Genomic DNA, 24850 nt, shown 5'->3' with positions numbered 1-24850 from the left:
ATGGTGCCCGCCCCGTCGTCAGGTCCACCCCCATGACTTCCATGACGCAGACCCCGTCCATGACGCAGACCACCGCCGCGACAGCCGCTCCGGCCGATCCGATCCCGGCCTCGCTGGGCAATATCGCCCTCGCCGAGCGCACGGTCCCCCGTTACACGTCCTATCCCACGGCGCCGCATTTCACGCCGGCGGTGACGGCCGAGACCTATCGCGGCTGGCTCGGGACGCTGTCGCCCTGCACCAGCCTGTCGCTCTATCTCCACGTGCCGTTCTGCGCGGCCATGTGCGCCTATTGCGGCTGCCACACCAAGGTGACGCGCAAGGCCGAGCCGATTGCCGCCTATCGCGACCGGCTGCTGGCCGAGATCGACCTCATCGCCTCGCTCACCCCGGCGCGCCGGGTGAAGCACCTGCACTGGGGCGGTGGCACGCCGACCATGCTGGGAGAGGAGGGGCTGACGGCGGTGGCGTCCCGCATCGCCGCGCGCTTCCAGCTGACGCCCGATGTCGAGCATGCGATCGAGCTTGATCCCCGCCAGGTGACGCCGACGCTGGCGCAAGCCCTGTGCCGGGCCGGCGTGACGCGCGCCAGCCTCGGCGTGCAGGACCTCAACCCGCATGTCCAGGAGGCCATCGGCCGGGTGCAGCCCCACGCCGTCGTCGTCGCGGCGGTGACGGCGCTGAACGAGGCTGGCATTGACCGGATCAGCTTCGACCTGATGTACGGCCTGCCGCGGCAGAGCGCCGCCGATCTCCTCCATTCCATCACGCTTGCCGCCGAGATGGCGCCAAGCCGCATCTCGCTCTTCGGCTATGCCCATGTGCCGTGGTTCAAGAGCCACCAGAAGCTGATCGACGAGGCGGCCCTGCCGGATGCCGTCGCGCGCTTCCACCAGGCTGCGGCGGCGCGCGAGGCGCTGATCGGCCTCGGCTACGAGGCGGTGGGCCTCGACCATTTCGCCCGGCCCGACGATTCCATGGCGATCGCCGCCCGCGAGCAGACGCTGAAGCGGAACTTCCAGGGCTATACGACCGATGATGCCGAGGCGCTGATCGGCTTTGGCGCCTCGGCTATTGGCCGCCTGCCGCAGGGCTTCGTGCAGAACGCGCCGGACCTTGGCGGCTACCAGCGCGCCATCGATGCCGGGCGACCGGCGACGGTGCGCGGTCTGGCGCTCTCGGTCGAGGACCGGGTGCGGGGCGATGCCATCGAGCGGCTGATGTGCGACTTCGCCGCCGATCTCGAGGCGGTCGCCCGCCGCCACGGCGTCGCCAACGATTTCTTCGACGGTGACCTCGACCGGCTCGTGCCCCTGGAGCGGGAGGGGCTGGTGTCACGCGCCGACCGTCGCGTCGTCGTCAGCGAGGCCGGCAAGCCGCTGGTGCGCGTCGTCGCCTCGCTCTTCGACGCCCATCTCGCCAAGGCCGGCCGCCACTCCGCCGCGGTGTAGGACATGGCCGTCTCCGCCGTCACGCTTGCCGCCGGCATGCTCATGGGCCTTGCCTCGAGCCTGCATTGCGCCGGCATGTGCGGATCCATCGGCTCGGCGCTGATGATGACCACCCATCCCGCCGCCGACCAGGCGACGCGGGCGCGGATGCTGCTCCTCACCCAGCTCGGGCGGGTGCTCGCCTATGCCGTGGCCGGGGGCATTCTCGGCACTTTCGGCTCGGCGCTCGCCGGCGCTTTCGACCAGACCGCGGCCTACCGGATGCTGCAATGGGCGAGCGCCGTGACTCTCGCCTGGATCGGCCTGTCCACCGCCGGGCTCGTCCCGTCACTCGCTGCCTTCGACCGGCTCGCTGCCCCTGTTGGCAACGCCGTGATGACCATCACCGCCCGCCATCCCGGCCTCGGTGTCGGTGCGCCGCTGGCCGTCGGTATCGCCTGGGGCTTCATGCCCTGCGCCATGGTCTATGGCGCGCTGTTCGCCGCCATGCTGACCGGCACGGGGGCGGGCGGCGCCACCATGATGCTCGGCTTCGGCCTCGGCACGCTTCCCGCCGTCATGGCGGGGGCGATGGGCGTCGCCGCCTTGCGCGATCTTGCCCGCCGGCCGCAGCTTGGCCTTGCCATCGGGCTTGCCATCACCGCTTTTGCGATCCTGTCCGTGCTGATCGGGCCGGAGGGCGGCATCCTCTGCCTGCCGGGTCGCTGACGGCACGACACATCGCGAAACAGACGGGCTGTGGAGGAGGGCGCGCCCGGTGCGCCGGCCTCTTTCGCCGCGGCGCGGCAAAGCCTAGGGTCGCGGCGCCGTCCGTCGTCCTTCGCGCCCCCACGAGCCCATGACCGCCCGCGTTCCCGTTCGTTTCCGGCTGTCCGGCCTCGTGGCGCTGCTCGCCGGCGGCCTCGCGGGCTGCGTCGTCGGGCCGGACTACCAGCGGCCGAATCTTGCCCTGCCGGCGCATCATGCGCAGGCTCCCCATGCGCGCCCGGTCAGGCCCGGCGACCTCGCGGACTGGTGGAAGCGGTTCGGCGATCCGACCCTCGACAGCCTGATCGACCAGGCGATCGCCGCCAATCTCGACGTGGCGACGGCCAAGGCGCGCATTCGCGAGGCGCGCGCGACGCTGCGCCAGACGGCGGCGGGCCTCGCGCCCGACGTCAGTGGCACCGCCTCGTCCACCCACAGCCGCACCAGCGCCTCCGCGACCGGCTTCAACCTGTCCTCCAACAGCTACCAGTCGGGCTTTGCGGTGAGCTGGGAGATCGACCTGTTCGGCGAGACGCGCCGGGGGATCGAGGCGGCCGATCGCGGCGTCGAGGTGGCCGAGGAGGATCTTCGCACCACGCTTCTGCTGCTGGTCGGTGACGTGGCGCAGAATTACGCGGAAGCGCGGGGCTTTCTCGCCCGCGCCGATCTCGCGCGGCGCAGCGCAGAGCTGCAGCGGCAGACGGCGGCGCTCACGCGCGCGAAGTTCGATGCGGGCGCCGCCTCGGCCGTCGATGTCGCGCGCGCCACAGCGATCGCCAACAGCACCGCCGCCAATGTGCCGACGCTGGAAACCGCCTTCGCCGCCTCCGCCCATCGCATCGGCGTGCTGCTCGGACGTGAGCCGGCGGCGGTGGTCGGCACCCTCCGCCGGGGCGGCATTCCCTCGCCGCGCCGCAGCCTGCCGCCCGGCATTCCCGCCGACGTCCTCTTGAATCGTCCGGATGTGCGGGCGGCCGAACGGAGCCTCGCCCAGGCCACGGCGCGCATCGGCCGGGCCGAGGCGGCGCTCTATCCGAGCGTCAGCCTCACCGGCAATCTGCGCACCAGCGGCATCCGCATCGGCGATCTCGGCAACGGCTCCTCGCTGGCCTGGTCCTATGGACCATCCATCACCATCCCCGTCTTCAATGGCGGGCGGCTGCGGGCCGGCGTGGAGATCGCCGAGGCCCAGCGCGACCAGTCCTATGCCAGCTTCCACCAGGCCGTCCTGCGGGCGCTGGAAGATGTCGAGAACGCTCTGGTTGGGCTCGCCCAGCAGCGGCTACGCTACCAGCGGCTGGCGGTCGCGGCGCGCAGCAATCGCGAGGCAGGGCGTCTCGCCCGCGTGCTCTACCAGCAGGGCGCATCGAGCTTCCTCGAAGTGCTCGACACCGAGCGCTCGCTCTACGATTCCGAGGACTCGCTGCTGCAGAGCCAGGTTCTGATCGCCACCCGCTTCATCGCGCTCGGCAAGGCGCTCGGCGGCGGGCCGAGCCGGCCCATCGACACGGCAACGCCGCTGGTGGTCGATCGCGAGACCGGACCTCGCCTGCCCCGCTGAGCGTTCTTCCATCCTCGCGACGATTCTGGGGCGCGGGCCAATGTCCGCGCGGCGGGACAGTCGTTTCGCCCATCGTTGCGGCGGTCGGCCGTGGACAGCGAAACGATGATCAGGGCGTCTCGAATGTATTCTGGCCCTGTACCGAGCCATCCTGATCGATGGCCATTGTCATCGATCATATTAGTCTTTAGTATTGGATTGTTGTACGGCTTTAATATATCGCGCGGAAGTAAGTATATAACCACGCGTCAAACATGTTACGTCACGTCAACAGATTGTCGTTTTTTACATATTCGATGTTTTCTATTTTAAAAATAAACTATTTTGTATAGGTTGTGTCGGCCTTTTGACATTGGCCACCTACGGCGCTGGCTGCCTTCCATGCGGAGCCCTCTTTGACCAGCCATAGTCCCGAGCCTCCCGCATCCATCCTGAATCTCCGCAAGCCCCCCGGCGTGGCGGTTTGAAACCCGCCCAATCCCGCTGGCGTTGTCACCATGACGCTTCGCGGCCCTCCCCGGCTCCATGATGCCCCGATACAGACATCCTCCTCGCAAGGCCGCAGCTCCGGCTGCCTCTCCGCAGGTCGCTTCCCCCGAGGCCGCCAGCGATCCCATCCTTATTTCAGACCTGAGCAGCGAGTTCGGTGTCACCGCCCGCGCTCTGAGGTTCTATGAGGAGAACGGCCTGCTGCGGCCGCGCCGCAAGGGCAATATTCGCCTCTACTCGCCGCGAGACCGCGAGAAGGTGCGCCTGATCCTGCTGCTGCGCTCGGCGGGCTTCGGGGTCAATGAGATCGTCGCCCACATCGTCGAGGGTCCAGGCCGCGACGATCCGGTGCGCATCGCCCTCGGGGTGGCGCAGATCCAGGCGAAGCTTGAGGAGAACCGCGCCCTTCTCCAGACCACGCACGAGGCGGTGACCCTGCTCGAGACGTGGCTCGCGGCCCTGGAGCGCGGCGAGCACATCGTCTGACTGAAGGCGACCACGCCACCAGCTTGGCTTGAACAGCTGCAGGCCGAGGAAAAGGCCGCCGACACAACGCTGACAGGCAAGGCCGAAACGACAAAACCCGGGCCTGGCGCCCGGGTCTTTCATGAATCGGTCGGAGATATCGCGTCACCCCGCGGGTCAGGATGCAGGCGCGGATGATGATGATGGCGACGAGGTCGCCGTCGCTGAGGTGCTCCTCATCGTCGCGGCGGCAGCGCTGCCTTTCGCGCTCGGGGTGGCCGCGCGTTGCCCCGACGATCCGCCCCCGGAGCTCAGCGATAGCGAGTGCCCCACCGGCGGCTACGATGACGCCCGACTCGCCTCGACTGCGGCGATGATCGCATCGAGCCCCTCGGTGAGCGCGGCGGGGCCAGGCTGGAGGATCAGCGGCGACTTGACCTCAACGATGCGGCCTGCCCTGACGGCCGGGATCGCGTCCCAGCCCGGCCGGGAGGCGATGGCCTCAGGGCGGACCTTCTTGCCGCACCAGGAGGCGAGGATCAGGTCGGGGGCGGCCTCGACGACCTGGTCGGCCGTGATGATGCGGTCGCGGGCGGAGCCCTTCCGCGCCAGGTCCGGGAAGACATCCTCGCCGCCCGCGATGGCGACGAGTTCGGAGACCCAGCCGATGCCGCTGATCATCGGCTCGTCCCATTCCTCCACATAGACGCGCGGGCGCCTCAGGCCCTTCGCGGCGGCCGCGACGGCCGCAAGCCGTCCTTCCAGCGTCCTCGCCAGCCCATCGGCCTTGGCGGGATTACCGACGAGCGCACCGAGTGTGCGGATCATCGCGAGGATGCCGGCGATGTCGCGCTGGTTGAAGGCATGGACGGCGATGCCGGCGCGGATCAGACCGGCGGCGATATCCGCCTGCAGGTCGGAAAAGGTGAGGACGAGATCGGGCTCAAGGCCGATGATCTTCGGCAGGTCGGCGGAGGTGAAGGCGCCCACCCGCGGCTTCTCCCGCCTGACGCGGGGCGGGCGCACGGCATAGCCGGTGACGCCGACGATGCGGTCCTCCTCACCCAGAAGGTAGAGGGTCTCCACCGTCTCCTCGGTCAGGCAGACGATGCGGCGCGGCGGGAAGGGCATGCTGGTGCTCGTTGGGCGGCGGGCTTTGTCTTAAACCGCCATGCCGGGCATGGCCACGGATGTATCGGCGGTCGCTTGCACGCCTGCCTTGCGCCGCCTCACCCCGAGTGCAAGGCTTTCCTGATTGCCATAGGACGGGGTTTCATTCGTGCTGTCGTTGCTCAGCCAGTGCCTGCCTTTGCTCGCCGCGCTGTCCCTCGGCCTGCTGGCCGGCGCCCTGCTCGCCGAGGACCAGTTGCTCGTGCCCTACTGGCGGACATTGCCGGCCGACACCTTCTACGCGCTGCACCCGACCTTCGGGCCGATGCTCTACCGGTTTTACACACCGCTGACCGCCGCGGCACCGGCCGCCGCCGTTCTGGCCATGCTGCAGGCGCTGGTCTTCGGCGGACCATTCGGCCTCCGCGCGGCTCTGGCGGTGGCCGCCGCTGTCCTCGCCCTGAGCCTGCTCGTCATCTATGCGGTGTTCTTCCGCGCCGCCAATGACGCTTTCGCCCGGCATGCCGTTCCGGCCGCCGATCTGCCGGAGGCGGTGACCCGGTGGGCGACGTGGCATAGGGCCAGGGTCTATGTGGTCATCCTCGCCTTCGCGATGTCTCTCGGCGCGCTGGCCGCCTGACCCACCACCGCGCCAGACGCGACTTATCCTCCGGCCGCGGCGGGGTCTTCTCCGCTTCGCAACCGTCGCCGGAGTCCCTCGGCATCGACGTCCTCGCCGGTGAAGATGCGGAAGGCGTCGACGCCCTGGAAGAGGAAGAGCTCGAAGCCGCTGAGGATGGCGAGGCCGCGCGCGCGGGCGGCGATGACGAAGGGTGTGTCCTCCGGCGTATAGACGGCGTCGAAGGCCCAGCTGCGGCCTGCGAGCACGCCGTCCGGAATGGCATTGCCGATCCCGTCCATGCCAAGCGGCGTGGCGTTGATCATGCCGTCTGCGCCATCTGCGGCTGCCGGCATGTCAGGCGCGGTGACGATGGCCATGGGGCCGGCGACGGGTGCGAGCGCTGCAGCCAATGCCCGCGCCTTGGCCTGGTCGGTGTCGAAAATGCGCAGTTCGCGCGCGCCGAGGGCGGCGAGGGCGAAGGCGATGGCCTTGCCGACGCCGCCGGTGCCGGCCATGGCGACGATGCCCGGCGGCGTGCCGGGAAAGGCGTTGCGGAAGGCGCTGGCGAAGCCGGAACAGTCGGTGTTGGCGCCCTGCGGCGCGCCCTCGCCGAAGGTGACCGTGTTGCAGGCGCCGAGGGCGCTAAGATCAGGCCCCAGCGGCGCCAGCAGCGGCACCACCGCTTCCTTGTAGGGATAGGTGATGTTGAGCCCGCGATAGCCGGCGCTGCGGCAATGATCGAAGACCTCGCGGAAGCTATTCCCCCGCTCCGGCGGAATGAGGAGGTCATAGGTCACTTCGAGGCCGCACAGCGCACCGGCGAGCCGATGGAGTTCGGGTGAGCGGGAGCGGGCGATCTTGTCCCCGATGAGCCCGAGCCGAACCTGCCGCATGACGACGCTCCTGCGCTCCCCCGCGGGAGCCACCATGAGGGTGCGTCTTAAGCCTCGCGCAAACGGATGCAAGGCATCACGCGATGGCAGGAAGGTCGTGTGATGGTTGGGGAAAATGGCGCGCCCGAAAGGATTCGAACCTCTGACCCCCAGATTCGTAGTCTGGTGCTCTATCCAGCTGAGCTACGGGCGCGCGCCGCGTCGGAATGGCAGATGCCTCGCCGACGGAGGCGGTCGGATACGCTGTTTCTCCGGTGATTGCAAGAGGGGGTGACGAGGGCTCGCCGGCCTCTTGTGGATGGCTGCCCCGCGACGGATGCGGCCGGCCTGAAACCGTTCAGGCGCGCTTGCGCTGGCTGCGGCGGATGCTGGCGAGGTCGATCGGCCGGTCGGGAATGGTGATGCGGAAGGTCGCGCCCAGCGTGCCCTCCGCCAGCGTGATGGCGCCGCCATGGGCGCGCACCAGTTCCGCGGCAATGGCAAGGCCGAGGCCGGTGCCGCCCGGGCGGGTGGAGCCCTGGAAGGCCTCGAACAGGTGCTGGCGGGCGCGCTCCGGCACCCCCGGTCCGGTGTCGGAGATTTCGACGATGGTGACCGCCCCCTCGCGCCGGCCGGCAATCCGGATCTGGTCGCGCGCCGGGTCGTTCGGCGCACGGGCATCGAGCGCCTGGTGGGCGTTGCGGGCCAGGTTCAGCAGCACGCGGAAAAAATGGTCCGGATCGGCGTCGATGGTGATGCCGTCATCGACCGCGTTGACGAAGGCGATGCGCGCCTCCTCGCCGAGGCCCATCGTTTCTCGCACCTCCTCCACCAGCGGGGCGAGGTCGACGGACAGGCGCTGCGGCGGGGCCTCATGGGCGCGGCCATAGGACAATGTCGACTGGCAGAAGGCGATGGCGCGGTCGAGCGCCTGGATCATCTTCGGTGCAAAGCGCTGCACCGTCGGGTCTGGGACGTTGGCAAGGCGGTCGGAGAAGAGCTGGGCCGAGGCGAGCAGGTTGCGCAGGTCGTGGTTGATCTTCGAGACGGCGAGGCCGAGCGCGGCAAGGCGCGAGCGCTGCGCCAGCATGTCGTGCAGCGAATGCTGCATGGACTGGAGCTCGTATTCCGCGACGCCCACCTCGTCCTTGCGGCCGGTCGGAACGATGGAGCGGCTGATGTCCTCGGGGTTCTCGCGGAAGGCGACCATCGCATCGGTGAGGCGCCGCATCGGCCGCACGAACATCAGGTGCAGCGTCAGGTAGACGAGGGCGCCGGAGAGGATCGAGATGAACAGCGAATAGACGAGGAGTGTCTTGGAGAAGCGCAGCATCGCCTGGCGCAGCGGCGTCTCGTCCATCACGATCTCGACGAAGTCGCCGACACGGCGCGCATCGCCCATGACGCGGGCAGTGCGGCCGTCACGGGCGAAGAGCGTGGCGAAGGCTTCCGGGATCGAGCGGAAGATCGGCTGGTCGCGCATGTCGATGGTCACGTCGACGTCGGGCATCTCCTCGGAGGCGGCGAGCAGGCGGCGCGCCGGCCCGGTCTTCAGCGCCACCGCCTTGGCGCCGGCGCTGTCGAGGAGTTCGCGCACCAGCGCTTCCGGCACCATGCCGGAGGGCGCGGCCTCCAGCACGAGCGCTGCGGTGCGTCCGGAGGACAGCCGGTCTTCCAACCAGGCATTGCGGAAATTGGCGATGGCGGGGGCGTAGATCAGCACCTGCGCGCCCAGGATGAAGAGGATGGTGAGCAGCAGGAGCTTGCCGGACAGGCCGATGCCGCGGGACGGGGCGGGCACTGCGGCGTCGAGCATGGTCTGGTCGACCGCGGGCGTGGCCGGCATGCGGCCGGCCTCCCGTGCCTGTCGATCCTCGCCCGAACCCGTCATGACCTCCCCGCGCTTCCCGGCTCTCAGCCGACCATCCGCACCATCCGGATGATCCGCCTTGTCCAGTGATTTGACAATCGCGCTGCGATAATTGGCGCGACAGCCTTGCCGATGACGTCAGATACGGCCGGATATGGCAATTGGATGGCGGCGAGGTCCTGAACGGAGAGTTGCCGGCTGATCGCCAAGGCGAGCGGTCCGACCAGCGGTTCGGGATTGTCGGCGACGATGCCGGCACCCAGCACCTTGCCGGCACCGGACAGGACGAGAGCGATATGGCCTCGTCCAGCGCCGGGCGCCGCGCTCTCGGCCAGCGGCAGGCGCAGGAGGCGGGCGCTCCGGTCTTTCGCGCGCACCTGCGTTTCCGAAAGACCGATTTCAATGAGGGCGGGGCGCGTCGGCACTGCCATGACCGGCATCACGTCCGAGACGCCGACAGCCCGGTTGAAGAGGAGGGCAGCGGCGAGGGCCGGTGCCTGGCGCAGCGACAGACCGGGATCGGCTCCTCCTGAGACATCCCCCAGCGCGAGAACGCGGCGGTTGCTGGTGCGCAGGCCGCTATCGACGCGCAGGCCAGCGCCGTCGCGGGCGATGCCGGCCGCGTCGAGGTCGAGACCGTCCAAGACGGGCCGGCGGTCGCCGACATGGAGGACGTGGCTGACCCGCAGCCGGTCGCGGTCGCCGCCGCGGGTCGCGGTCACGGCAAGGCCCTCCCCATCGGGCTGGACGGCGCTCACCTCGGCGTCCTCGAAGACATCGATCCCCTCGGCCACCAGCCGGTCGCGCAGGGCATGGCTGCGGTCGGGGTGAAGGCCCGGCAGGAGGCCGCCGGTGGCGAAGAGGCTCACGGTCGCGCCGAAGCGGCGGAAGGCCTGGGCAAGGGCCGCTGCCGTCCCGTCGGACCCGATCACGGCGAGGCTGGTGGGAACGGCGGTCAGCTCCCAGATCGTCTCCGGTGTCAGCACCCGCCCGGCCGGCAGGTCCGGCCAGGGGGAGGGGGCTTCGGCCGAGCCGGTTGCCAGGACGAAGCGGCGGGCGGTGATGGCGAGGCCGCCGGCCGCAAGGCTGCGCGGGCCGATGAAGCGCGCCTCGCCCTCGACCACGCGGATGCCGGCAGCCGCCAGCCGGCGCGGGTGCTCACGCGTGGCGGTGTCGCGATTCGCCTCCGCGATGCGGCGCATTGCCGCGGCCCAGCCATGCGCCTGGTCGATGTCGCGCAGGGCCGCGAGCCTGCGGGCGAGTTCATGTCCGCCGAACTCTTGGCCACCGGGCCCGGGCCGCGGGACCCGCACCAGAGCAACCGAAAGGCCACCCGCGACCAGCGCGAGGGCGACGGCATGGCCCCCGGGATCGTCGCCGACGATGCAGGTGTCGACGGTGAGGGCTGCGAGACTGGTATCGGGCGCGGTCATGCCGCCATTCATCGGCCGCGGCTGCGGCGCTGTCGAGAGGGTATGGCGGCGGTCCGCAACCCGGCGACGCAACCGGCGTCACGCATCTGTCGCATGGGCGTTGCCGGGGCGTCATCAAGCCCCGTCAGAACGCACCGTCCTTCTCATCGACAGGAGCATGAAATGCGCGCGTCCCTGCTGCTCGTCGCCGGCCTTCTGGCCGCGACGCCGGCCTTCGCCGACGCCGAATTCCCCGCCACGCTGGCGGGTCACGCGATCCTGCCGGCCGACACGTTCATCGCCCCGCCGGCTGACGCCCCGGCCGACCTGCAGATCTCCGGCAAGTTCACCGGCGCTGCCCGCGTCGATGCCCTCGGCACGGTGATGGGCCTCTCCGCCGGCCGGCCGACCGGCCTGTCGGTGCCGTTCCGCGGCCAGCCGGTGCAGGGCCATTCGGGCATTCGCCGCATGGCGGATGGCACCTATTGGGTGCTCACCGACAACGGCTTCGGCAACAAGCGCAACTCGCCGGATGCGATGCTCTTCCTGAGCCATTACCGCTTCGACTTCGAGAAGGGCACGATCGAGCGCATCGCCACCGTGTTCCTGTCGGACCCCGACAAGAAGGTGCCGTTCCGCATCGCCAACGAGGGCACCGATCGCCGCTACCTGACCGGCGCGGATTTCGACCCCGAGAGCTTCCAGATCATCAACGGCAAGATCTGGATCGGCGAGGAGTTCGGCCCCTTCCTGATCCGCGCCGACATGACCGGCAAGATCGAGGCGATCTTCGAGACCCAGGTCGACGGCCAGGTTGCGCGCTCGCCCGACCATCCGGCGGTCACCACCCCGAACGTTCCCGGCGGCGCCGTCGACTTCCGCGTCCGTCGCTCCAAGGGCTTCGAGGGCATGGCCGCCTCGCCGGATGGCCGCTTCCTCTATCCGCTGCTGGAGGGTGCCCTGTGGGATCCCGCCACCCGCGCCCTCGAGCAGGTCAACGGCCGCGAATATCTGCGCATCCTCGAGTTCGACGTGCAGGCCGGCCGCTATACCGGCCGCCACTGGAAGTACGTCCTCGACGATAACGGCCTGTCGATCGGCGACTTCAACATGATCGACGCCACGACCGGCCTGATCATCGAGCGCGACGACAACGAGGGTGTCGCGGAGCGTGCCTGCCCGGCCGGCCAGCGCGCCGAGAACTGCTTCCATGCCCTGCCGCGCATCAAGCGCGTCTGGAAGATCGAGATGACGGAGGCCAATGTCGGCAATGCCGTGCGCAAGATCGGCTTCATCGACCTGCTGAAGATCCGTGACCCGAACAACCGCTCGCGCGTTCCGCTGGCGGGTGGCCATTTCCAGATGCCGTTCTTCACCATCGAGAACGTCGAGGTGGTGGATGCCGACCACATCGTGGTGGGCAACGACAACAACCTGCCCTTCTCGTCCAGCCGCGACCCGAACAAGGCCGACGGCAACGAGATGGTGCTGCTGCGCGTGCCGGAATTCCTGCGCGCCCGCTGAGCCAGAGGCTCCGATCGATCGGAAGGCCCGGCCCTGCGCCGGGCCTTCTGCGTTTCGGGTGTCAGGCGCTCGCGCGGCACATGCGCGTGAGATTGCGGCGCACGGCGAAGATGCGGCCCCACGCATCACCCTTCAGGTCGGGCCGATAACCCGCATAGCCGAGCAGGTCGTCCCAGGGGAATTCCTCGTCGTGGAGCAGGTCGAAATCGGCCGCGAGGGTTGCGTGGATCATCGCGCGGTTCTTGCGGTTCTGGAATTCGAGCAGCACGAGCGAGGTCTTCGACAGGTCGAGATGGGCCAGCACCTCGCCCTCGCCGCCCTCAATGTCGAGCTTCACCACATCGGCGGAGGGGAGCGAGGCGGGATCGACCACGTCGACCTCGTAGGTCTCGACCATGGTGCCCTCGACGAAAGTGTCGCCGGCATAGGCGGCAAGGCCCGATTCGCCGTCGCCCGCGAAGCGGGAGTGGAACGTCGCGCGCGTCTGCCCGCCCGGGAACAGCGCCGCATTGACGATGGTGATGTCGGCGCGGCCGGCCGTGTTGCGCTTCAGGAGCTCGAAGGTTCCGGGATGGGGCTCGTAGGAGCGAACGCGGCTGCCCGGCCAGCGCAGCGATGACCAGAGCGCGAAGGAGCCGACATTGGCGCCGATGTCGAGAATGCCGAGGCCAGTCCCATCATATCCGGTCTCGTACTCGCCTTCGAGCACGTGGCGGATCGCCGCCTCCATGGGTTCGGGGCAGACGAGGGACATGGGGATCTGGGCAGTGAAGCGATGCACGGTCGGGTCTCCTGACGCCAAACGATTCTGGCGCCAAGGATCCTGACGCCGGGGCATCCAAGCGCTGATCGGGCCGCGGCGCAATGGAGGTGGCGGGATACGTCAGAGCGCGGGCTCGCCGACCTCGCCCCGGATCGCGGTCCGCAGCCGTTCGGCGGCGTCCTCGACTGCCCCGTCATTGATGATGACGACATCAGCCATGACCGGTGCCGTGACCTTGCGCGCGGCGCGGGTCGCGGGATCGCCGTCGGTCGCACGGGATCGCGCGGCAATGCGGGCCGCCAGAACCTCGGGTGAGGCGGTTATCTCGACGACGGTCACACGGGCATAGCGGCGCCGGGCCGCGGCGATGATCTCGCGCGAGACGTTGCACACGACGGTGTGGCCGCCGGCGATGGCCGCGTCGATCGCGGCGGGGATGCCGTAGGAATGGCCGTGGGCCGACCAGGAGAGGGCGAAGGCGCCTGCCGCGGCGAGACGGGCGAAGCCGTCTGCATCCGCCTCGACATTGTCCTCCGCTGCGGAGGAGGGGCGGGTGACGACACGGCGCGGGAAAACCACCGTCGCATCGCTCGCCAGAGTGTCCCGTACCAGGCCGATCAGCGTGTCCTTGCCGGCGCCGCTCGGCCCCACGACGAGGACGAGCCGTCCCGGACCCAGCGGCGCCTCCACCGCGCCGTCCATGTCACGCCACCCGGCGGCCGAGGCGCCAGACCTCGCGCACCACCGGCTTCTGGCCAACGAGCGCGACGCGGACGAGATCGCCGCGCTTGCCCACCGCGATCTCGCCGCGATCGGTCATGCCGGTGGCGAGAGCGGGCTTGAGCGTCACCGTCTGGATGGCGCCGGGAAGGCCGCCCATGGCCGGCACGTCCTGGAGGCCGAAGGCGCCCTGGATGAGGCTGATCGGCACATAGTCGGAGGAGAGGATGTCGAGGACCCCGGCCTCGGCCAGTTCCACCGCCGAGACATTGCCGGAATGGGAGCCGCCGCGCACGACGTTCGGCGCGCCCATCAGCACGGCGATGCCTGCTGAGTGCGAGGCTCTGGCGGCCTCCACCGTCGTCGGGAACTCGGCGATGGAGACCCGGTCGGCCACCGATTCCGCCACATGGTCCTCGATCGTGTCGTCGTGGCTCGCCAGCGCGATGCCGCCCTTGTGAGCGAGTGCGACGAGGCCCCGCTTGTTCGGCTCCCCGATCTCGGCGGCGCGGGCTCGGCGGCTGTCGAAAAGCGCGTCGAGATCGGTCTCGGAGAGCCCGGTCTTGCCGCGATAGTAGGTGCGCAGCTTCTCCTCGTCGCGGAACTGTCGCTGGCCGGGCGTGTGGTCCATCAGCGACATCAGCCGCACGTCGAAACGGGCGAGATAGCTCTCGGCCTCCTCCACGACGCCGCGCGAGGGGATCTCGCAGCGCAGATGCGTGTGGTGGTCAGCGCGCAAGAGGCCGGTGCGCTTGGCCGCCTCGATGGCCTCGGAGAGATCGAGGAGGGCATTGGACACGGAGAAGCGGTCGTCGTCACGGCCGACGCGCAGGCTGTCGAAGACCGTGGTGATGCCGGAGGCGGCGATCTGCGCGTCATAGGCGAAGACCGCGGAAAGCGGGTCCCAGTAGACCTTGGGGCGCGGGGCGTAATGCGGCTCGAGGTGGTCGGTGTGGAGCTCGACCAGGCCGGGGATGAGAATGTCCTCGCCGAGGTCGAGGGCGCCGGGGCGCTGGCTCTCCGCCTCGATGGCCGTGATCAGGCCGTCCTCGACCACGACGGTGGCCGCCACCTCGCGGTCCGCCAGAACGACGCGGCGGGAGAAAAGGGCGAGGGATCCGGTCTCTTCGGGGTCGATCTGTCCGGTCTCGGGCATGGCTGTCCTCAGGCGGCGGCGGCCGCGAAACGAGTCACATCGACGATACGGCTTGCGACGCGCTCGCGCACGTCGTCGTCGTGGAAAATGCCGACGATGGCGGTGCCGGCGCGCTTCTTGGTCTCGATGAGCTCGACCACGGCGGCGCGGTTGCGGGCGTCGAGCGAGGCGGTCGGCTCGTCGAGCAGCAGGATCGGATGGTCGGCGATGAAGCCGCGGGCGATGTTGACGCGCTGCTGCTCGCCGCCTGAGAAGGTGGCGGGCGGCAGCGACCACAGACGCTCCGGCACATTGAGCAGGGTGAGCAGGTCGCGGGCGCGGCGCTCGGCGTCGTCCCGGTCGATGCCGAAGGCGGTCGCCGCCTCGGCGACCACGGCCAACGCCGGCACGCGCGGAATGACGCGCAGGAACTGCGAGACATAGCCGATGGTGGTGCGGCGCAGCGCCAGCACGCGGCGCGGCGCGGCGCTCGCGACGTCCACCGTCTCGCCATCCTCGGCGGCGACGCGGATGGCGCCGGAATCGGCGCGGTAATTGCCGTAGATCATCTTCAGGATCGACGACTTGCCGGCGCCCGAGGGGCCGCCAAGCACCACGCATTCGCCAGGCTGAACGGTCAGGCTCACGCCGGAGACGACGGGGATCACCAGCCCGTCCTGCAGGTGCATGGTGAAGGTCTTGGCGAGGTCGCGGATGTCGAGGAGGGGCGCGGTCATGTCCGTCCTCACGGCTGCAGGATCGAGGAGACGAGGAGCTGGGTATAGGGCTCGCGCGGATCGTCCAGAACCTGGTCGGTGAGGCCGGTCTCGATGGCGCGGCCGTCCTTCATCACCAGGATCCGGTGCGACAGGAGGCGAGCGACCGCGAGGTCATGGGTGACGACGATGGCGGCGAGGCCGAGATCGGCGACGAGGCCGCGCACGAGGTCGAGCAGGCGCGCCTGGACCGACACATCGAGGCCGCCGGTCGGCTCGTCCATGAAGACGAGGCGCGGAGCGGTGACGAGGTTGCGGGCGATCTGCAGGCGCTGGCGCATGCCCCCGGAATAGGCGGTGGGACGGTCGTCGATGCGGGAGGGGTCGATCTCGACGCGCTCGAGCCAGGACTCGGCCTCCTCGCGGATGCGGCCATAGTGCCGCCAGCCGACCGCCATGAGCCGCTCGCCGACATTGGCGCCGGCGGAGACGCCCATGCGCAGGCCGAGCTCGGCGTGCTGGTGGACGAAACCCCAGTCGGTGCGGAAGAGGAAGCGCCGCTCGGCCTCGGAGAGGGCGAGGATGTCGCGGGTGACGCCGTCGCGCATCCGGTAGAGGACGCGGCCGCCGGAGGGTTCGAGCTGGCCGGAGAGCAGCTTCAGCAGCGTCGACTTGCCCGAGCCAGATTCACCCACCACGGCGAGGACCTCGCCGGGGAAGAGCTCGAAGCCGATATCGCGGCAGCCGAGGCGGGCGCCGTAGAACTTGGTCAGGCTCTCGGCGGTGAGGAGCGGGGTGTCCATGTCCATCGGGGCGTGCATGTCCGTAGTCATTCCGCCGCTCCCGCGATCTCCGCCGGGGCCTCGCCGAGCAGGTCGCCGCGATGGCCCTCGGCGCGCCGCTCCTCGCAATGGTCGGTGTCGGAGCAGACGAACATGCGCCCGCCGGCATCGTCGGTGATGACCTCGTCGAGATAGGTGTGCGTCGCCCCGCAGAGGCCGCAGGCATGGTCGAACTTGGTCGGCTCGAAGGGATGGTCCTCGAAGTCGAGCGAGACCACCTTGGTATGCGGCGGCAGAGCGTAGATGCGCTTCTCGCGGCCGGCGCCGAAGAGCTGCAGGGCGGCACAGTCGTTCATCTTCGGATTGTCGAATTTCGGCGTCGGCGAAGGGTCCATCACGTAGCGGTCCTCGACCTTCACCGGATAGGCGTAGGTGGTGGCGATGTGGCCGTGGCGGGCAATGTCCTCGTAGAGCTTCACATGCATGAGGCCGTAATCCTCCAGCGCGTGCATGACGCGGGTCTCGGTCTCGCGCGGCTCGAGGAAGCGCAGCGGCTCGGGAATCGGCACCTGGTAGACCAGCACCTGATCGGGGCCGAGCGTCTTCTCGGGGATGCGGTGGCGGGTCTGGATGACCGTCGCCTCGGCCGTGTGGGTGGTGGTGGCGACGCCCGCCGTCTTCTCGAAGAACTTGCGGATGGAGACGGCGTTGGTCGTGTCGTCGGCGCCCTGGTCGATGACCTTCAGCCGGTCGTCGGGGCCGAGGATCGCCGCCGTCACCTGCACGCCGCCGGTGCCCCAGCCATAGGGCATCGGCATCTCGCGCGAGGCGAAGGGCACCTGGTAGCCGGGAATGGCGATGGCCTTGAGGATGGCCCGGCGGATCATCCGCTTCGTCTGCTCGTCGAGATAGGCGAAGTTGTAGCCGGAGGCGGTCGGGTGGCTGGTCATTCCGTGGCCTCCTTGAGCGCTGGCGTGCTCGCCGCCTGGCGCTCGGCGATCTCGCGCCGCATCTGCCGGATCAGGCCGAGCTCGGCCTGGAAGTCGACATAGTGCGGCAGCTTCAGGTGCTCGACGAAGCCGGTTGCCTGGACGTTGTCCGAATGCATCAGCACGAATTCCTCGTCCTGCGCCGGGGCGTTCACCTCCTCGCCGAGTTCCTCGGCGCGCAAGGCGCGATCGACGAGGGCCATGCCCATGGTCTTGCGCTCGCAATGGCCGAAGGCGAGGCCATAGCCGCGGGTGAAGCGCGGCGGCTCGGTCGACGAGCCCTTGAACTGGTTGACCATCTGGCACTCGGTAACGGTGATGTCGCCCAGCGGCACGGCGAAACCGAGATCCTCGGAGAACAGCTCCACCTCCACCTCGCCGAGGCGGATCTCGCCGGCGAAGGGATGGGAGCGGCCGAAGCCGCGCTGCGTCGAATAGCCGAGCGCCAGGAGGAAGCCCTCGTCGCCGCGGGCGAGATTCTGCAGGCGCAGGTCACGGCCCGCCGGAAGGTCGAGCGGCTCGCGGGTGAGGTCCGGCACGGGCGCGTCCGGATCGCCGGGCGGATTGCGCTCGATGAGGTCGTCGGCGCCGAGAAGATCCGTCACGCGCGGCATGGCGGTGTCGTCGGCGGCGGCGCGGGCCGGCTCAGGCGGCTCGCCGCCGGCCTCAAGCAGGAAGTCGATGAGGCGGTGGGTGTAGTCGAAGGTCGGGCCCAGGACCTGGCCGCCGGGAATGTCCTTGAAGGTGGCCGAGACGCGCCGCGCCACCTGCATGGCGCCGGTGTCGATCGCCTCGGTAGCACCGAAGCGCGGCAGGGTGGTGCGGAAGGCGCGGACGAGGAAGGCCGCCTCGACGAGGTCGCCACGCGCCTGCTTGATGGCCAGCGCCGCAAGGTCGCGGTCGTAGAGCGAGCCCTCGGTCATGACGCGGTCGACGGCAAGCGTCAGCTGCTCGCGGATCTGGGCGGAGGCAACCTCGGGGACGGCCGGATCGCCGCGACGATGGTGGGCGAGGAGCCGGTGGGCGTTGTCGATGGCGCGCTCGCCACCCTTGACGGCCACATACATGGGTCAGGCCTCCTCGGTGACGCGGGTGGTGCGCGGCAGGGCGGCGACGCCCTCGGGGCCGGCGAGGACGAGGTCGACGCCGCGCGGGAAGAGGGCGTGGTTGGCGGCAAGATGCGCGGTGATATCGGCCGGCAGGCTGGTGGCCGCGAGATGGGCGTGACCGGATATGCCGGGGCCGGAGAGGCGCAGAACGGGGCCGCCTGTCAGCGATGCCACTTGCAGGATGAGCGTCGTCGAGCGGTCGGGATAGACGTCGGTGCCCTGCGCGAAGGTGGCAAAGTCGGGCAGGGCTGCCGGCTCGGCGACGAGGGCGAAGGCCGCCCGCGCCGGCTCGGCGACGATGCGCGCGCCGGTGTGGAAGGTCAGCCAGGCACCGACATCGGGAGCGGCCGCGAGGGCCGGGTCGAGCCAGAGCGGCGTCTCGTAATCGGCGAGGGCGACGGCGATGGCCGCAGCCGTGGGGCTGAGCGGCGCAGGCGCACCGGTGAGGCCGGCAACCGGCTGCACAGAGCCCGGCCGCGCCATGGCGTTCATCACCGCGCGGAAGGCGGCCTGGGCGTCGCGGACGGGATCGGCGAAGGCGAGGGCGACGGCCATCAATTGTCTCCGCGGACCATGGTGAAAAAGTCGACGCGGGTGGCGGCGGCGCGTTCGCGCTTGAGGGCCGTCTCGGCGTCGAGCCTGTCGCGCACCGGTGCCAGCACCGCCTCCACCGCGTCGCGGCTGGCGGGGGCCTGCCAAAGCGCGTCGGCAAGGGCGGCGAGCCGCGCCTTGTCCTTGTCGCGGCCGAGGACGTGGCCGTAGCCGATCTCGCCGCCGGGAAGGGCGAGCGCGGCGCGCGTCACCGTCGCCTCGCCGAGATTGAAGGGTGCGCCGTCGCCGCCGATACGGCCACGCACCATGACGAGGCCGATTTCCGGGGCGCGAAGAATGGTCACACCCTCCGGAACGAGGTCATCGAGGCCGGAAAGCTCGGCGACGGTCGCCCGCGCGACCACGGCCATGATAGCTTTGCGGGCGTTCGGCGAATCGCGATGGGCGGGTTCGGTGTGCATGATTGGTGTATTCATCTAGACCAATTATGTCCTACAACGTCGAGCGCGTGGCGGGCAAGCGGAAATGCGGTTCCGGCGTGATCGGATCGCCCGTCCTATCGGCCCGGCCGATGACAGGAGCATGACGGAGGCAGGATGCTGGCGAGGGGCAGGGGCGTCACGGTCTGGCGGCAGATCGCCGAGACGATCGAGGCGGAGATCGCCGGCGGCGGGCTGACGCCCGGCACGCGGCTGCCGACCGAGGCGGCGCTGACGGAACGCTTCGGCGTCAACCGCCATACGGTGCGCCAGGCGATCAAGTCGCTGGTGGACAAGGGCCTGGTGCGGGTCACCCAGGGATCGGGAACCTATGTCGAGGCGAAGCCGCTCTCCTATCCGATCGGCCGGCGCACGCGCTTTTCCGAAATCGTCGTCGGCCAGGCGCGTGACCCCGCCGGCCGGTTGCTGGGGTTCCGCGAGATGGGAGCGAACGCCGAGATTGCCGAGGCGCTGGACCTGTCGCCGGAGGATCCGGTGGTGATGGTCGAGAGCGCCCATTTCGCCGATGGCGTGCCGATCTCCTGGGCGGTGACGGCCTTCCCGCTGCCGCGCTTTGCCGGGGTGCCGCAGGTCTATGGTGCCACCGGCTCCATCACCGCCGCGCTCGCCGCCTGCGGCGTGCCGGACTATCGCCGCGCCACGACGCGGATCGGTGCCTCCGTCGCCGACGCGGTGGATGCGAAGCGCCTGGAGATCGCCGAGGGCCGGCCGGTGCTTGTCATCGACAGCGTCAATGTCGATCCGGATGGCGTGCCCATCCAGTGGGCGCGCTCGCATTTCTGCGCCGACCGCGTCCGACTGACGGTCGGCGGCTGAGGCTCAGTCAGCCTTGCGCTCGCCGATGAGGGCGAATCGCAGCCGCGTCGAGACCTGGTCGATGATGGCGACCGTGACGAGGATCATCAGGATCAGCGCCGAGACATGCTGGTATTCCAGCACGCGGATCTGCTCGGCAAGGTGCAGGCCGATGCCGCCGGCGCCGACGATGCCGATGATGGTCGCCGAGCGGGTGTTGCTCTCGAAGAAATAGAGCACCTGGCTGCCGAAGATCGGCAGGACCTGCGGCAGGATGCCGAAGCGAATCGCGTGGATCTGGCTGCCGCCGGTGGAGGCAACGCCCTCGGAGGCCTTGCGGTCGGCGGCTTCGATCGCCTCGGAGAAGAGCTTGGCGAAGAGGCCGAAATTCGAGCAGATGAGGGCGAGCACGCCGGCGAAGGGGCCAAGGCCGACGACGCTCACCCAGATCAGCGCCCAGATCAGCTCGTCCACGCCGCGGATCGTGTCGAGGAAGCGGCGCGAGACGAAGTGGATGACGATGTTGGGGACGATGTTCTTGGCCGCCAGGAAGCCGATGGGCAGGGCGAGGATCGCTGCGGTGAAAGTGCCGAGGAAGGCGATGGCGACCGTCTCGCCGAGGGCATGCATGTAGATCCAGAACTTCGCCCAGGTGTCGGTCGAGGGCGGCAGCATGAACCAGATGAATTGGCCGAGTTTGCCGATGCCGGTGATGATGCGACCGGGCTGCACGTCGAGGGCGACGAGGCCATAGACGAAGAGCAGCACCAGCCCGCCAAGGATGAGCAGGGGCTGGAGCCGCGTCCACAGCGGGGGGGAGAAAACGTCGGGGTAACGGGCGATGAGGGCGCTGCGGTCGTCGAGCGCGGCCTTGCGGAGAGGATGGATGGCGTCGGTCACGAGCGGGACTCCATGCCGATGAAGTGGTGGCGCAGCCGCTCGGTGCCGAGGTCGATCAGCATGACGGTGAGGATGATCAGCACGAGGATCGCCGAGACGTCGGCGTAGTAGAACTTGCGGATCGCCTCGACGAGGTCCTGGCCGATGCCGCCGGCGCCGACAAAGCCCATGACCGCAGCGCCGCGGACATTCACCTCGAAGCGCAGCAGGGCGTAGCTCGCATAGTTGGAGATGACTTGCGGCATCACCGCGAAGCGCATGCGCTCGGTCCAGGTGGCCCCGGTGGCGGTGAGGCCGTCGACCGGCTTCATGTCGATGTTCTCGGCGACCTCGGCGAACTGCTTGCCCAGCGCCCCGAAGGTGTGGACGGCGATGGCAAGGAGCCCGGCCAGCGGGCCGAGGCCGAAGGCGACGACGAAGATCAGCGCGAAGACGATCTCGGGAACGGTGCGGCAGAACTCGAGCCAGCGCTTGGCGAGGAAGCAGATGGTGCTGTTCGGCGTGAGGTTGCGGGCCGAGAGGAAGGAGAAGACGAAGCCGCCTATGGCGCCCGACAGGGTGCCGACATAGGCGATGAGGATCGTCTCCCACAGGAGCTTCAGCCACTTGTCGAAGCCCCACATCCACTCGACCACGTCGAAGAGGACGAAGCGGCCGGCATAGGGCCCCTGTTCGAGCGTGAAGATGCGGCCGAGATAGTCGGTGAAGCGCCAGAGATTGGTGAAGAAGGTTGCCGGCTTCACGTCCGCGACAATGCCGGCGACGATGAAGGCGCCCACAAAGAGCATGAGGCCGATGATCACTTGCCGGCGCTTGGCAGCAACTGCCTCGGCATAGGCGCGGGCAAGGGGGCTGAGCTGGTGGTCAGGCAGGCTCTGGACGGTGTTGGACATCGTGTCTTTCTTCAGCTCCGTCGGCGCCGCATCTGGTCGATGTAGCGCGACAGGTCGATCATCACGCGGTAGTCCTCGGCCTTCACCGGCACATAGCCCGTTGCATTGCCGTCGCTGATGCGCAGGAAAGCCTCCCGGCCCTTCTCCGAGGCCTCCATGAAGGCCTGCTGCACCGCGCGCCGCAGCGGTTCGGGCGTTGCCCGCATCATCGCCACCGGCGAGCCGGGGATGAGTTCGGACCTGAAGACAATGCGGAAATCATCGGCCTTCACCATGCCCTTGGTGGCCATGCGCTGGAGGTTCGACTCGCGCTCGGTGTTCCACCAGTTGAAGGCGGCGTCGCAGGTGCCCTGGGAAAGGGCGATCACGGCGTTCTCGTGGCTGCCGGAATAGACGACCCGGTCGAAGTGGCTCTCGGGCTCAAGACCAAGCTTCGACATCGCATAGCGCGGCACGTTGTTGCCGGAGGCCGAATTCGGATCGACGAGGCAGAGGTTGCGGCCGCGCAGGTCCTGCAGCGAGCGTGCGGCATCGTTCGCCCGCACGTAGAGCACCGAATAGTAGCCGATGGCGCCTTCCGAATTGGCCATGGTGACGAGGGGCTCGATGCCGTCCTGCGTCACGATGGAGGCGCGGGCATAGGCCGCCGGGCCCATATGGGCGATGTGCACCTGGCCGGAGCGCAGGCCTTCGATCACCGCGGCATAGTCGTTGGCGATGCGGATCGTGACCTTCACGCCGAGAGCCCGCGACAGGTAATCGGCGAAGGGGGCAAAACGGTCGATGACGCCGCCGGAATTCTCCGCAGGCGTCACCGAGAGGACGAGTTCCGGATAGGCGCGCCGCCAATCCTCGCCCTGGGCCAATGCAGTGCCGGCCCCGGGGAGCGCGGCAAGGAGCGCGAGAACGTCGCGGCGGGACTGCATGGCTCGTATCCGGGTTCGGCGAGGAAGCGGCCGGGCCCCCGCAACATTGCGGGAGACCGGCTTCGCATCAGCTGCGGTTGCGGCGCATCTGGTCGACGAAGCGCTGCAGGTCGACGATGGACTGGTAGTCGGCGTGGGTCGTGGGGCGGAAGCCCTGGTTCTTGCCATCCGACCAGCGGTCGAAGGCGGCCTTGGCCTTCACCGGGGCCTCGACGAAGGCCTTGGTGAGGGCGGCCTTGGCCTCCTCGGGCAGCGAGGTCAGGTAGGCGACCGGCGAGCCGGCGATCAGGTCGGACTTGAAGATCATCTTGAAGTCGTCGGCCTTCACCATGCCCTTGGTGACCATGCGGCTGAGGTTGGAGTCGGTCTCCGAGTTCCACCAGTTGAAGGCGGCGTCGCAGGTGCCCTGCATGACGGCGGTCACGGCGTTCTCGTGGCTGCCGGCATAGACGACGCGGGAGAAGAACTGGTCGGGCGAGTTGATGCCCAGCTTCGACATGGCGAAGCGCGGCACGTTGTTGCCCGAGGTCGAGTTGGGATCGACGAGGCAGAGGTTCTTGCCGCGCAGGTCCTCGATGCGGGTCGCCGGGTTGTTGGCGCGCACATAGAGCACCGAATAGTAGCCGACCGAACCGTCCTGCAGGACCTCGACGACGAAGGGCACGACGCCGCCATTGGTGACGGTGTGGGCGCGGACATAGGACGACGGGCCGTAATAGGCGAAGTGGATGTTGCCGGCGCGCTGGCCCTCGATGACCGCGGCATAGTCATTGGCGACGCGCAGCGTCACCTTGGTGCCGAGCTCACGGGTCAGATACTCGGTGAAGGGGGTGTAGCGCTCGACGGTGCCGGAGGCGTTCTCGGCCGGGATGACGGCGAAGACGAGTTCCGGCAAGCGGCTCTGCCAGGTGCCCTGGGCGGCAGCGGCGGCAGGCAGGAGCGGCAGGCCGGCAAGGCCGGCAACGAGCTGGCGGCGGTCGAACATGGATGATCTCCGAACGGTGTGGGGTTCAGGCGGGAACCGCGGCCGGCAGGGCCGACGCGGGCATGGGAACGGGGGTATGGCCGTCGAGGACCTCGCCGGACTCGATGCCGTAGAGCTGGCGGGCGACGTCATCGGTGAGCGCGTCGGGCGCGCCGTCGAAGACGACGCGGCCCTGGGCCATGCCGACCAGCCGGCCGCAATAGGAGCGAGCGAGGTCGAGCGAGTGAAGATTGCAGACCACCGTGATGCCGTAGTGACGGTTGATGCGCTGCAGCGCGTCCATGACGATGCGGGTGTTGCGCGGGTCGAGCGAGGCGATGGGCTCGTCGGCGAGGATGATGCGCGGCTCCTGGACCAGGGCGCGGGCGATGGCGACGCGCTGCTGCTGGCCGCCGGAGAGGCTCTCGGCGCGCTGGGCGGCAAGGCCGGCAATGTCGAACTGCTCGAGGGCGGAGAGGGCGATGGCCTTGTCCTCGGCGCTCCAGAGCTTGAGCAGCGAGCGGGCCTGGCCGACATGGTTCAGCCGGCCCATCAGCACGTTGGTCAGAACGTCGAGACGGCCGACCAGGTTGAACTGCTGGAAGATCATGGCGCAGGACTGGCGCCAGTCACGCAGCGCCGCACCCTTCAGCGTGGTGACATCCTGGCCCTCGCAGACGATGCGGCCGGAGGAGGGATCCTGCAGGCGATTGATCATGCGCAGCAGCGTCGACTTGCCGGCGCCCGATCGGCCGATCACGCCGATGAAGGCGCCACGGTCGATCTGGAGGGACACATTGTCCACCGCCGTCATCGTGCCGAAGCGCCGTGTCAGCCCCTCGATCGTCAGCATGGCACTCTCCCAAGACGGGCGGACGCCGCCAGGACGCCCACACTCTCAGGTCGGCTCTAGGAGGGCTGCATTACAGTCGTGTGACAGTGACGAGTGGCGATTTGCCCGCGCTGTCCCTTGGGAATACTGG

The 24850-nt window shown here is 69.1% G+C and carries 25 protein-coding genes and 1 tRNA gene; 7 read left to right on the top strand and 19 right to left on the bottom strand.

Annotated features, from left to right (window positions below; all coding sequences use genetic code 11):
* Positions 1 to 41: 41 nt before the first annotated feature.
* The 4 genes from hemN (at position 42) to O9344_RS19375 (ending at position 4734) form a co-directional block, all read left to right on the top strand.
* Positions 42 to 1451, top strand: coding sequence for an oxygen-independent coproporphyrinogen III oxidase (hemN, locus tag O9344_RS19390; RefSeq protein WP_298481163.1), 1410 nt, complete (start codon positions 42 to 44; stop codon positions 1449 to 1451).
* Between the two features lie 3 nt (positions 1452 to 1454).
* The gene (locus O9344_RS19385) at positions 1455 to 2159 is read left to right on the top strand and encodes a sulfite exporter TauE/SafE family protein (RefSeq protein ID WP_298481161.1); all 705 of its coding nucleotides are present in this window, start codon (positions 1455 to 1457) and stop codon (positions 2157 to 2159) included.
* A 130-nt stretch (positions 2160 to 2289) separates the two neighbouring features.
* Positions 2290 to 3759: an efflux transporter outer membrane subunit gene (locus O9344_RS19380; RefSeq protein ID WP_298481159.1), complete on the top strand. Its 1470-nt coding sequence runs from the start codon at positions 2290 to 2292 to the stop codon at positions 3757 to 3759.
* 528 nt (positions 3760 to 4287) lie between these two features.
* Positions 4288 to 4734, top strand: coding sequence for a MerR family transcriptional regulator (locus tag O9344_RS19375; RefSeq protein ID WP_298481157.1), 447 nt, complete (start codon positions 4288 to 4290; stop codon positions 4732 to 4734).
* Between the two features lie 318 nt (positions 4735 to 5052).
* Here the strand turns inward: O9344_RS19375 and O9344_RS19370 are convergent, their stop codons facing one another.
* On the bottom strand, positions 5053 to 5844 hold the full coding sequence (locus O9344_RS19370; protein WP_298481155.1) for a cobalamin-binding protein: 792 nt from the start codon (positions 5842 to 5844) through the stop codon (positions 5053 to 5055).
* Between the two features lie 148 nt (positions 5845 to 5992).
* Here O9344_RS19370 and O9344_RS19365 point away from each other — a divergent pair, with 148 nt between their 5' ends.
* Entirely contained in the window at positions 5993 to 6463 is a 471-nt protein-coding gene (locus O9344_RS19365; protein ID WP_298481153.1) for a hypothetical protein, read from the top strand.
* Between the two features lie 23 nt (positions 6464 to 6486).
* On the opposite strand, the gene O9344_RS19360 is transcribed toward O9344_RS19365, so the two are convergent.
* The 4 genes from O9344_RS19360 to O9344_RS19345 form a co-directional block, all read right to left on the bottom strand.
* Complete coding sequence (locus tag O9344_RS19360) at positions 6487 to 7338, bottom strand: shikimate dehydrogenase (protein WP_298481151.1); 852 nt, start codon at positions 7336 to 7338, stop codon at positions 6487 to 6489.
* A 116-nt stretch (positions 7339 to 7454) separates the two neighbouring features.
* Positions 7455 to 7531 (bottom strand) — tRNA-Arg (locus O9344_RS19355).
* Between the two features lie 144 nt (positions 7532 to 7675).
* Positions 7676 to 9133, bottom strand: coding sequence for a HAMP domain-containing sensor histidine kinase (locus tag O9344_RS19350; protein WP_298481206.1), 1458 nt, complete (start codon positions 9131 to 9133; stop codon positions 7676 to 7678).
* A gap of 98 nt (positions 9134 to 9231) precedes the next feature.
* On the bottom strand, positions 9232 to 10620 hold the full coding sequence (locus O9344_RS19345) for an FAD-dependent oxidoreductase (RefSeq protein WP_298481149.1): 1389 nt from the start codon (positions 10618 to 10620) through the stop codon (positions 9232 to 9234).
* A gap of 162 nt (positions 10621 to 10782) precedes the next feature.
* Here O9344_RS19345 and O9344_RS19340 point away from each other — a divergent pair, with 162 nt between their 5' ends.
* The gene (locus O9344_RS19340; protein ID WP_298481146.1) at positions 10783 to 12123 is read left to right on the top strand and encodes an esterase-like activity of phytase family protein; all 1341 of its coding nucleotides are present in this window, start codon (positions 10783 to 10785) and stop codon (positions 12121 to 12123) included.
* A gap of 61 nt (positions 12124 to 12184) precedes the next feature.
* On the opposite strand, the gene O9344_RS19335 is transcribed toward O9344_RS19340, so the two are convergent.
* From O9344_RS19335 to phnG, 9 genes are all read right to left on the bottom strand, one after another.
* Positions 12185 to 12904 carry an FkbM family methyltransferase gene (locus O9344_RS19335; RefSeq protein WP_298481144.1) on the bottom strand — a complete coding sequence of 240 codons (720 nt, stop codon included), beginning with the start codon at positions 12902 to 12904 and terminating at the stop codon, positions 12185 to 12187.
* 102 nt (positions 12905 to 13006) lie between these two features.
* Positions 13007 to 13588: a phosphonate metabolism protein/1,5-bisphosphokinase (PRPP-forming) PhnN gene (gene phnN, locus O9344_RS19330; RefSeq protein ID WP_298481142.1), complete on the bottom strand. Its 582-nt coding sequence runs from the start codon at positions 13586 to 13588 to the stop codon at positions 13007 to 13009.
* Between the two features lies 1 nt (position 13589).
* Complete coding sequence (locus O9344_RS19325; RefSeq protein WP_298481140.1) at positions 13590 to 14762, bottom strand: alpha-D-ribose 1-methylphosphonate 5-triphosphate diphosphatase; 1173 nt, start codon at positions 14760 to 14762, stop codon at positions 13590 to 13592.
* A gap of 8 nt (positions 14763 to 14770) precedes the next feature.
* The gene (gene phnL, locus O9344_RS19320) at positions 14771 to 15478 is read right to left on the bottom strand and encodes a phosphonate C-P lyase system protein PhnL (RefSeq protein ID WP_298481138.1); all 708 of its coding nucleotides are present in this window, start codon (positions 15476 to 15478) and stop codon (positions 14771 to 14773) included.
* A gap of 8 nt (positions 15479 to 15486) precedes the next feature.
* Entirely contained in the window at positions 15487 to 16278 is a 792-nt protein-coding gene (gene phnK, locus O9344_RS19315) for a phosphonate C-P lyase system protein PhnK (protein ID WP_298481136.1), read from the bottom strand.
* Positions 16279 to 16286: 8 nt separating this feature from the next.
* Positions 16287 to 17189, bottom strand: coding sequence for an alpha-D-ribose 1-methylphosphonate 5-phosphate C-P-lyase PhnJ (locus tag O9344_RS19310; RefSeq protein WP_298481134.1), 903 nt, complete (start codon positions 17187 to 17189; stop codon positions 16287 to 16289).
* Complete coding sequence (locus O9344_RS19305) at positions 17186 to 18295, bottom strand: carbon-phosphorus lyase complex subunit PhnI (RefSeq protein WP_298481132.1); 1110 nt, start codon at positions 18293 to 18295, stop codon at positions 17186 to 17188. The genes O9344_RS19310 and O9344_RS19305 overlap by 4 nt, the downstream gene beginning before the upstream one ends.
* A 3-nt stretch (positions 18296 to 18298) precedes the next feature.
* The gene (gene phnH / locus O9344_RS19300) at positions 18299 to 18892 is read right to left on the bottom strand and encodes a phosphonate C-P lyase system protein PhnH (RefSeq protein WP_298481130.1); all 594 of its coding nucleotides are present in this window, start codon (positions 18890 to 18892) and stop codon (positions 18299 to 18301) included.
* On the bottom strand, positions 18892 to 19350 hold the full coding sequence (gene phnG / locus O9344_RS19295; RefSeq protein WP_298481128.1) for a phosphonate C-P lyase system protein PhnG: 459 nt from the start codon (positions 19348 to 19350) through the stop codon (positions 18892 to 18894). The genes phnH and phnG overlap by 1 nt, the downstream gene beginning before the upstream one ends.
* 135 nt (positions 19351 to 19485) lie before the next feature.
* Between phnG and phnF the strand changes: the two genes are divergently transcribed.
* A complete protein-coding gene (gene phnF, locus O9344_RS19290; protein ID WP_298481125.1) occupies positions 19486 to 20205 on the top strand; it encodes a phosphonate metabolism transcriptional regulator PhnF in 720 nt (239 codons plus the stop codon).
* A gap of 3 nt (positions 20206 to 20208) precedes the next feature.
* Here the strand turns inward: phnF and phnE (O9344_RS19285) are convergent, their stop codons facing one another.
* The 5 genes from phnE (O9344_RS19285) to phnC form a co-directional block, all read right to left on the bottom strand.
* Positions 20209 to 21084, bottom strand: a complete 876-nt coding sequence (phnE, locus tag O9344_RS19285) for a phosphonate ABC transporter, permease protein PhnE (protein ID WP_298481123.1) — start codon at positions 21082 to 21084, stop codon at positions 20209 to 20211.
* On the bottom strand, positions 21081 to 21977 hold the full coding sequence (gene phnE, locus O9344_RS19280) for a phosphonate ABC transporter, permease protein PhnE (RefSeq protein ID WP_298481121.1): 897 nt from the start codon (positions 21975 to 21977) through the stop codon (positions 21081 to 21083). The genes phnE (O9344_RS19285) and phnE (O9344_RS19280) overlap by 4 nt, the downstream gene beginning before the upstream one ends.
* A gap of 11 nt (positions 21978 to 21988) precedes the next feature.
* On the bottom strand, positions 21989 to 22903 hold the full coding sequence (phnD, locus tag O9344_RS19275) for a phosphonate ABC transporter substrate-binding protein (RefSeq protein WP_298481120.1): 915 nt from the start codon (positions 22901 to 22903) through the stop codon (positions 21989 to 21991).
* A 67-nt stretch (positions 22904 to 22970) separates the two neighbouring features.
* Positions 22971 to 23888, bottom strand: coding sequence for a phosphonate ABC transporter substrate-binding protein (gene phnD, locus O9344_RS19270; RefSeq protein WP_298481119.1), 918 nt, complete (start codon positions 23886 to 23888; stop codon positions 22971 to 22973).
* Positions 23889 to 23913: 25 nt separating this feature from the next.
* Positions 23914 to 24720: a phosphonate ABC transporter ATP-binding protein gene (gene phnC / locus O9344_RS19265; RefSeq protein ID WP_298481118.1), complete on the bottom strand. Its 807-nt coding sequence runs from the start codon at positions 24718 to 24720 to the stop codon at positions 23914 to 23916.
* Positions 24721 to 24850 lie beyond the last annotated feature (130 nt).

The organism is Phreatobacter sp. (genome assembly GCF_027532945.1).
Classification (GTDB): Bacteria; Pseudomonadota; Alphaproteobacteria; order Rhizobiales; family Phreatobacteraceae; genus Phreatobacter.
Note: the sequence above shows the minus strand (reverse complement) of the source record. Positions and strands in the feature narration are given on the sequence as shown.

Bases quoted from the DNA above. Each gene is read 5' to 3' on its own strand.
- hemN (WP_298481163.1), top strand. From the start codon at position 42: ATGACGCAGACCCCGTCCATGACGCAGACCACCGCCGCGACAGCCGCT.
- O9344_RS19385 (WP_298481161.1), top strand. From the start codon at position 1,455: ATGGCCGTCTCCGCCGTCACGCTTGCCGCCGGCATGCTCATGGGCCTT.
- O9344_RS19380 (WP_298481159.1), top strand. From the start codon at position 2,290: ATGACCGCCCGCGTTCCCGTTCGTTTCCGGCTGTCCGGCCTCGTGGCG.
- O9344_RS19375 (WP_298481157.1), top strand. From the start codon at position 4,288: ATGCCCCGATACAGACATCCTCCTCGCAAGGCCGCAGCTCCGGCTGCC.
- O9344_RS19370 (WP_298481155.1), bottom strand. From the start codon at position 5,844: ATGCCCTTCCCGCCGCGCCGCATCGTCTGCCTGACCGAGGAGACGGTG.
- O9344_RS19360 (WP_298481151.1), bottom strand. From the start codon at position 7,338: ATGCGGCAGGTTCGGCTCGGGCTCATCGGGGACAAGATCGCCCGCTCC.
- O9344_RS19350 (WP_298481206.1), bottom strand. From the start codon at position 9,133: ATGCTCGACGCCGCAGTGCCCGCCCCGTCCCGCGGCATCGGCCTGTCC.
- O9344_RS19345 (WP_298481149.1), bottom strand. From the start codon at position 10,620: ATGACCGCGCCCGATACCAGTCTCGCAGCCCTCACCGTCGACACCTGC.
- O9344_RS19340 (WP_298481146.1), top strand. From the start codon at position 10,783: ATGCGCGCGTCCCTGCTGCTCGTCGCCGGCCTTCTGGCCGCGACGCCG.
- phnN (WP_298481142.1), bottom strand. From the start codon at position 13,588: ATGGACGGCGCGGTGGAGGCGCCGCTGGGTCCGGGACGGCTCGTCCTC.
- O9344_RS19325 (WP_298481140.1), bottom strand. From the start codon at position 14,762: ATGCCCGAGACCGGACAGATCGACCCCGAAGAGACCGGATCCCTCGCC.
- phnL (WP_298481138.1), bottom strand. From the start codon at position 15,478: ATGACCGCGCCCCTCCTCGACATCCGCGACCTCGCCAAGACCTTCACC.
- phnK (WP_298481136.1), bottom strand. From the start codon at position 16,278: ATGCACGCCCCGATGGACATGGACACCCCGCTCCTCACCGCCGAGAGC.
- O9344_RS19310 (WP_298481134.1), bottom strand. From the start codon at position 17,189: ATGACCAGCCACCCGACCGCCTCCGGCTACAACTTCGCCTATCTCGAC.
- O9344_RS19305 (WP_298481132.1), bottom strand. From the start codon at position 18,295: ATGTATGTGGCCGTCAAGGGTGGCGAGCGCGCCATCGACAACGCCCAC.
- phnH (WP_298481130.1), bottom strand. From the start codon at position 18,892: ATGGCCGTCGCCCTCGCCTTCGCCGATCCCGTCCGCGACGCCCAGGCC.
- phnG (WP_298481128.1), bottom strand. From the start codon at position 19,350: ATGCACACCGAACCCGCCCATCGCGATTCGCCGAACGCCCGCAAAGCT.
- phnF (WP_298481125.1), top strand. From the start codon at position 19,486: ATGCTGGCGAGGGGCAGGGGCGTCACGGTCTGGCGGCAGATCGCCGAG.
- phnE (WP_298481121.1), bottom strand. From the start codon at position 21,977: ATGTCCAACACCGTCCAGAGCCTGCCTGACCACCAGCTCAGCCCCCTT.
- phnD (WP_298481120.1), bottom strand. From the start codon at position 22,903: ATGCAGTCCCGCCGCGACGTTCTCGCGCTCCTTGCCGCGCTCCCCGGG.
- phnD (WP_298481119.1), bottom strand. From the start codon at position 23,888: ATGTTCGACCGCCGCCAGCTCGTTGCCGGCCTTGCCGGCCTGCCGCTC.
- phnC (WP_298481118.1), bottom strand. From the start codon at position 24,720: ATGCTGACGATCGAGGGGCTGACACGGCGCTTCGGCACGATGACGGCG.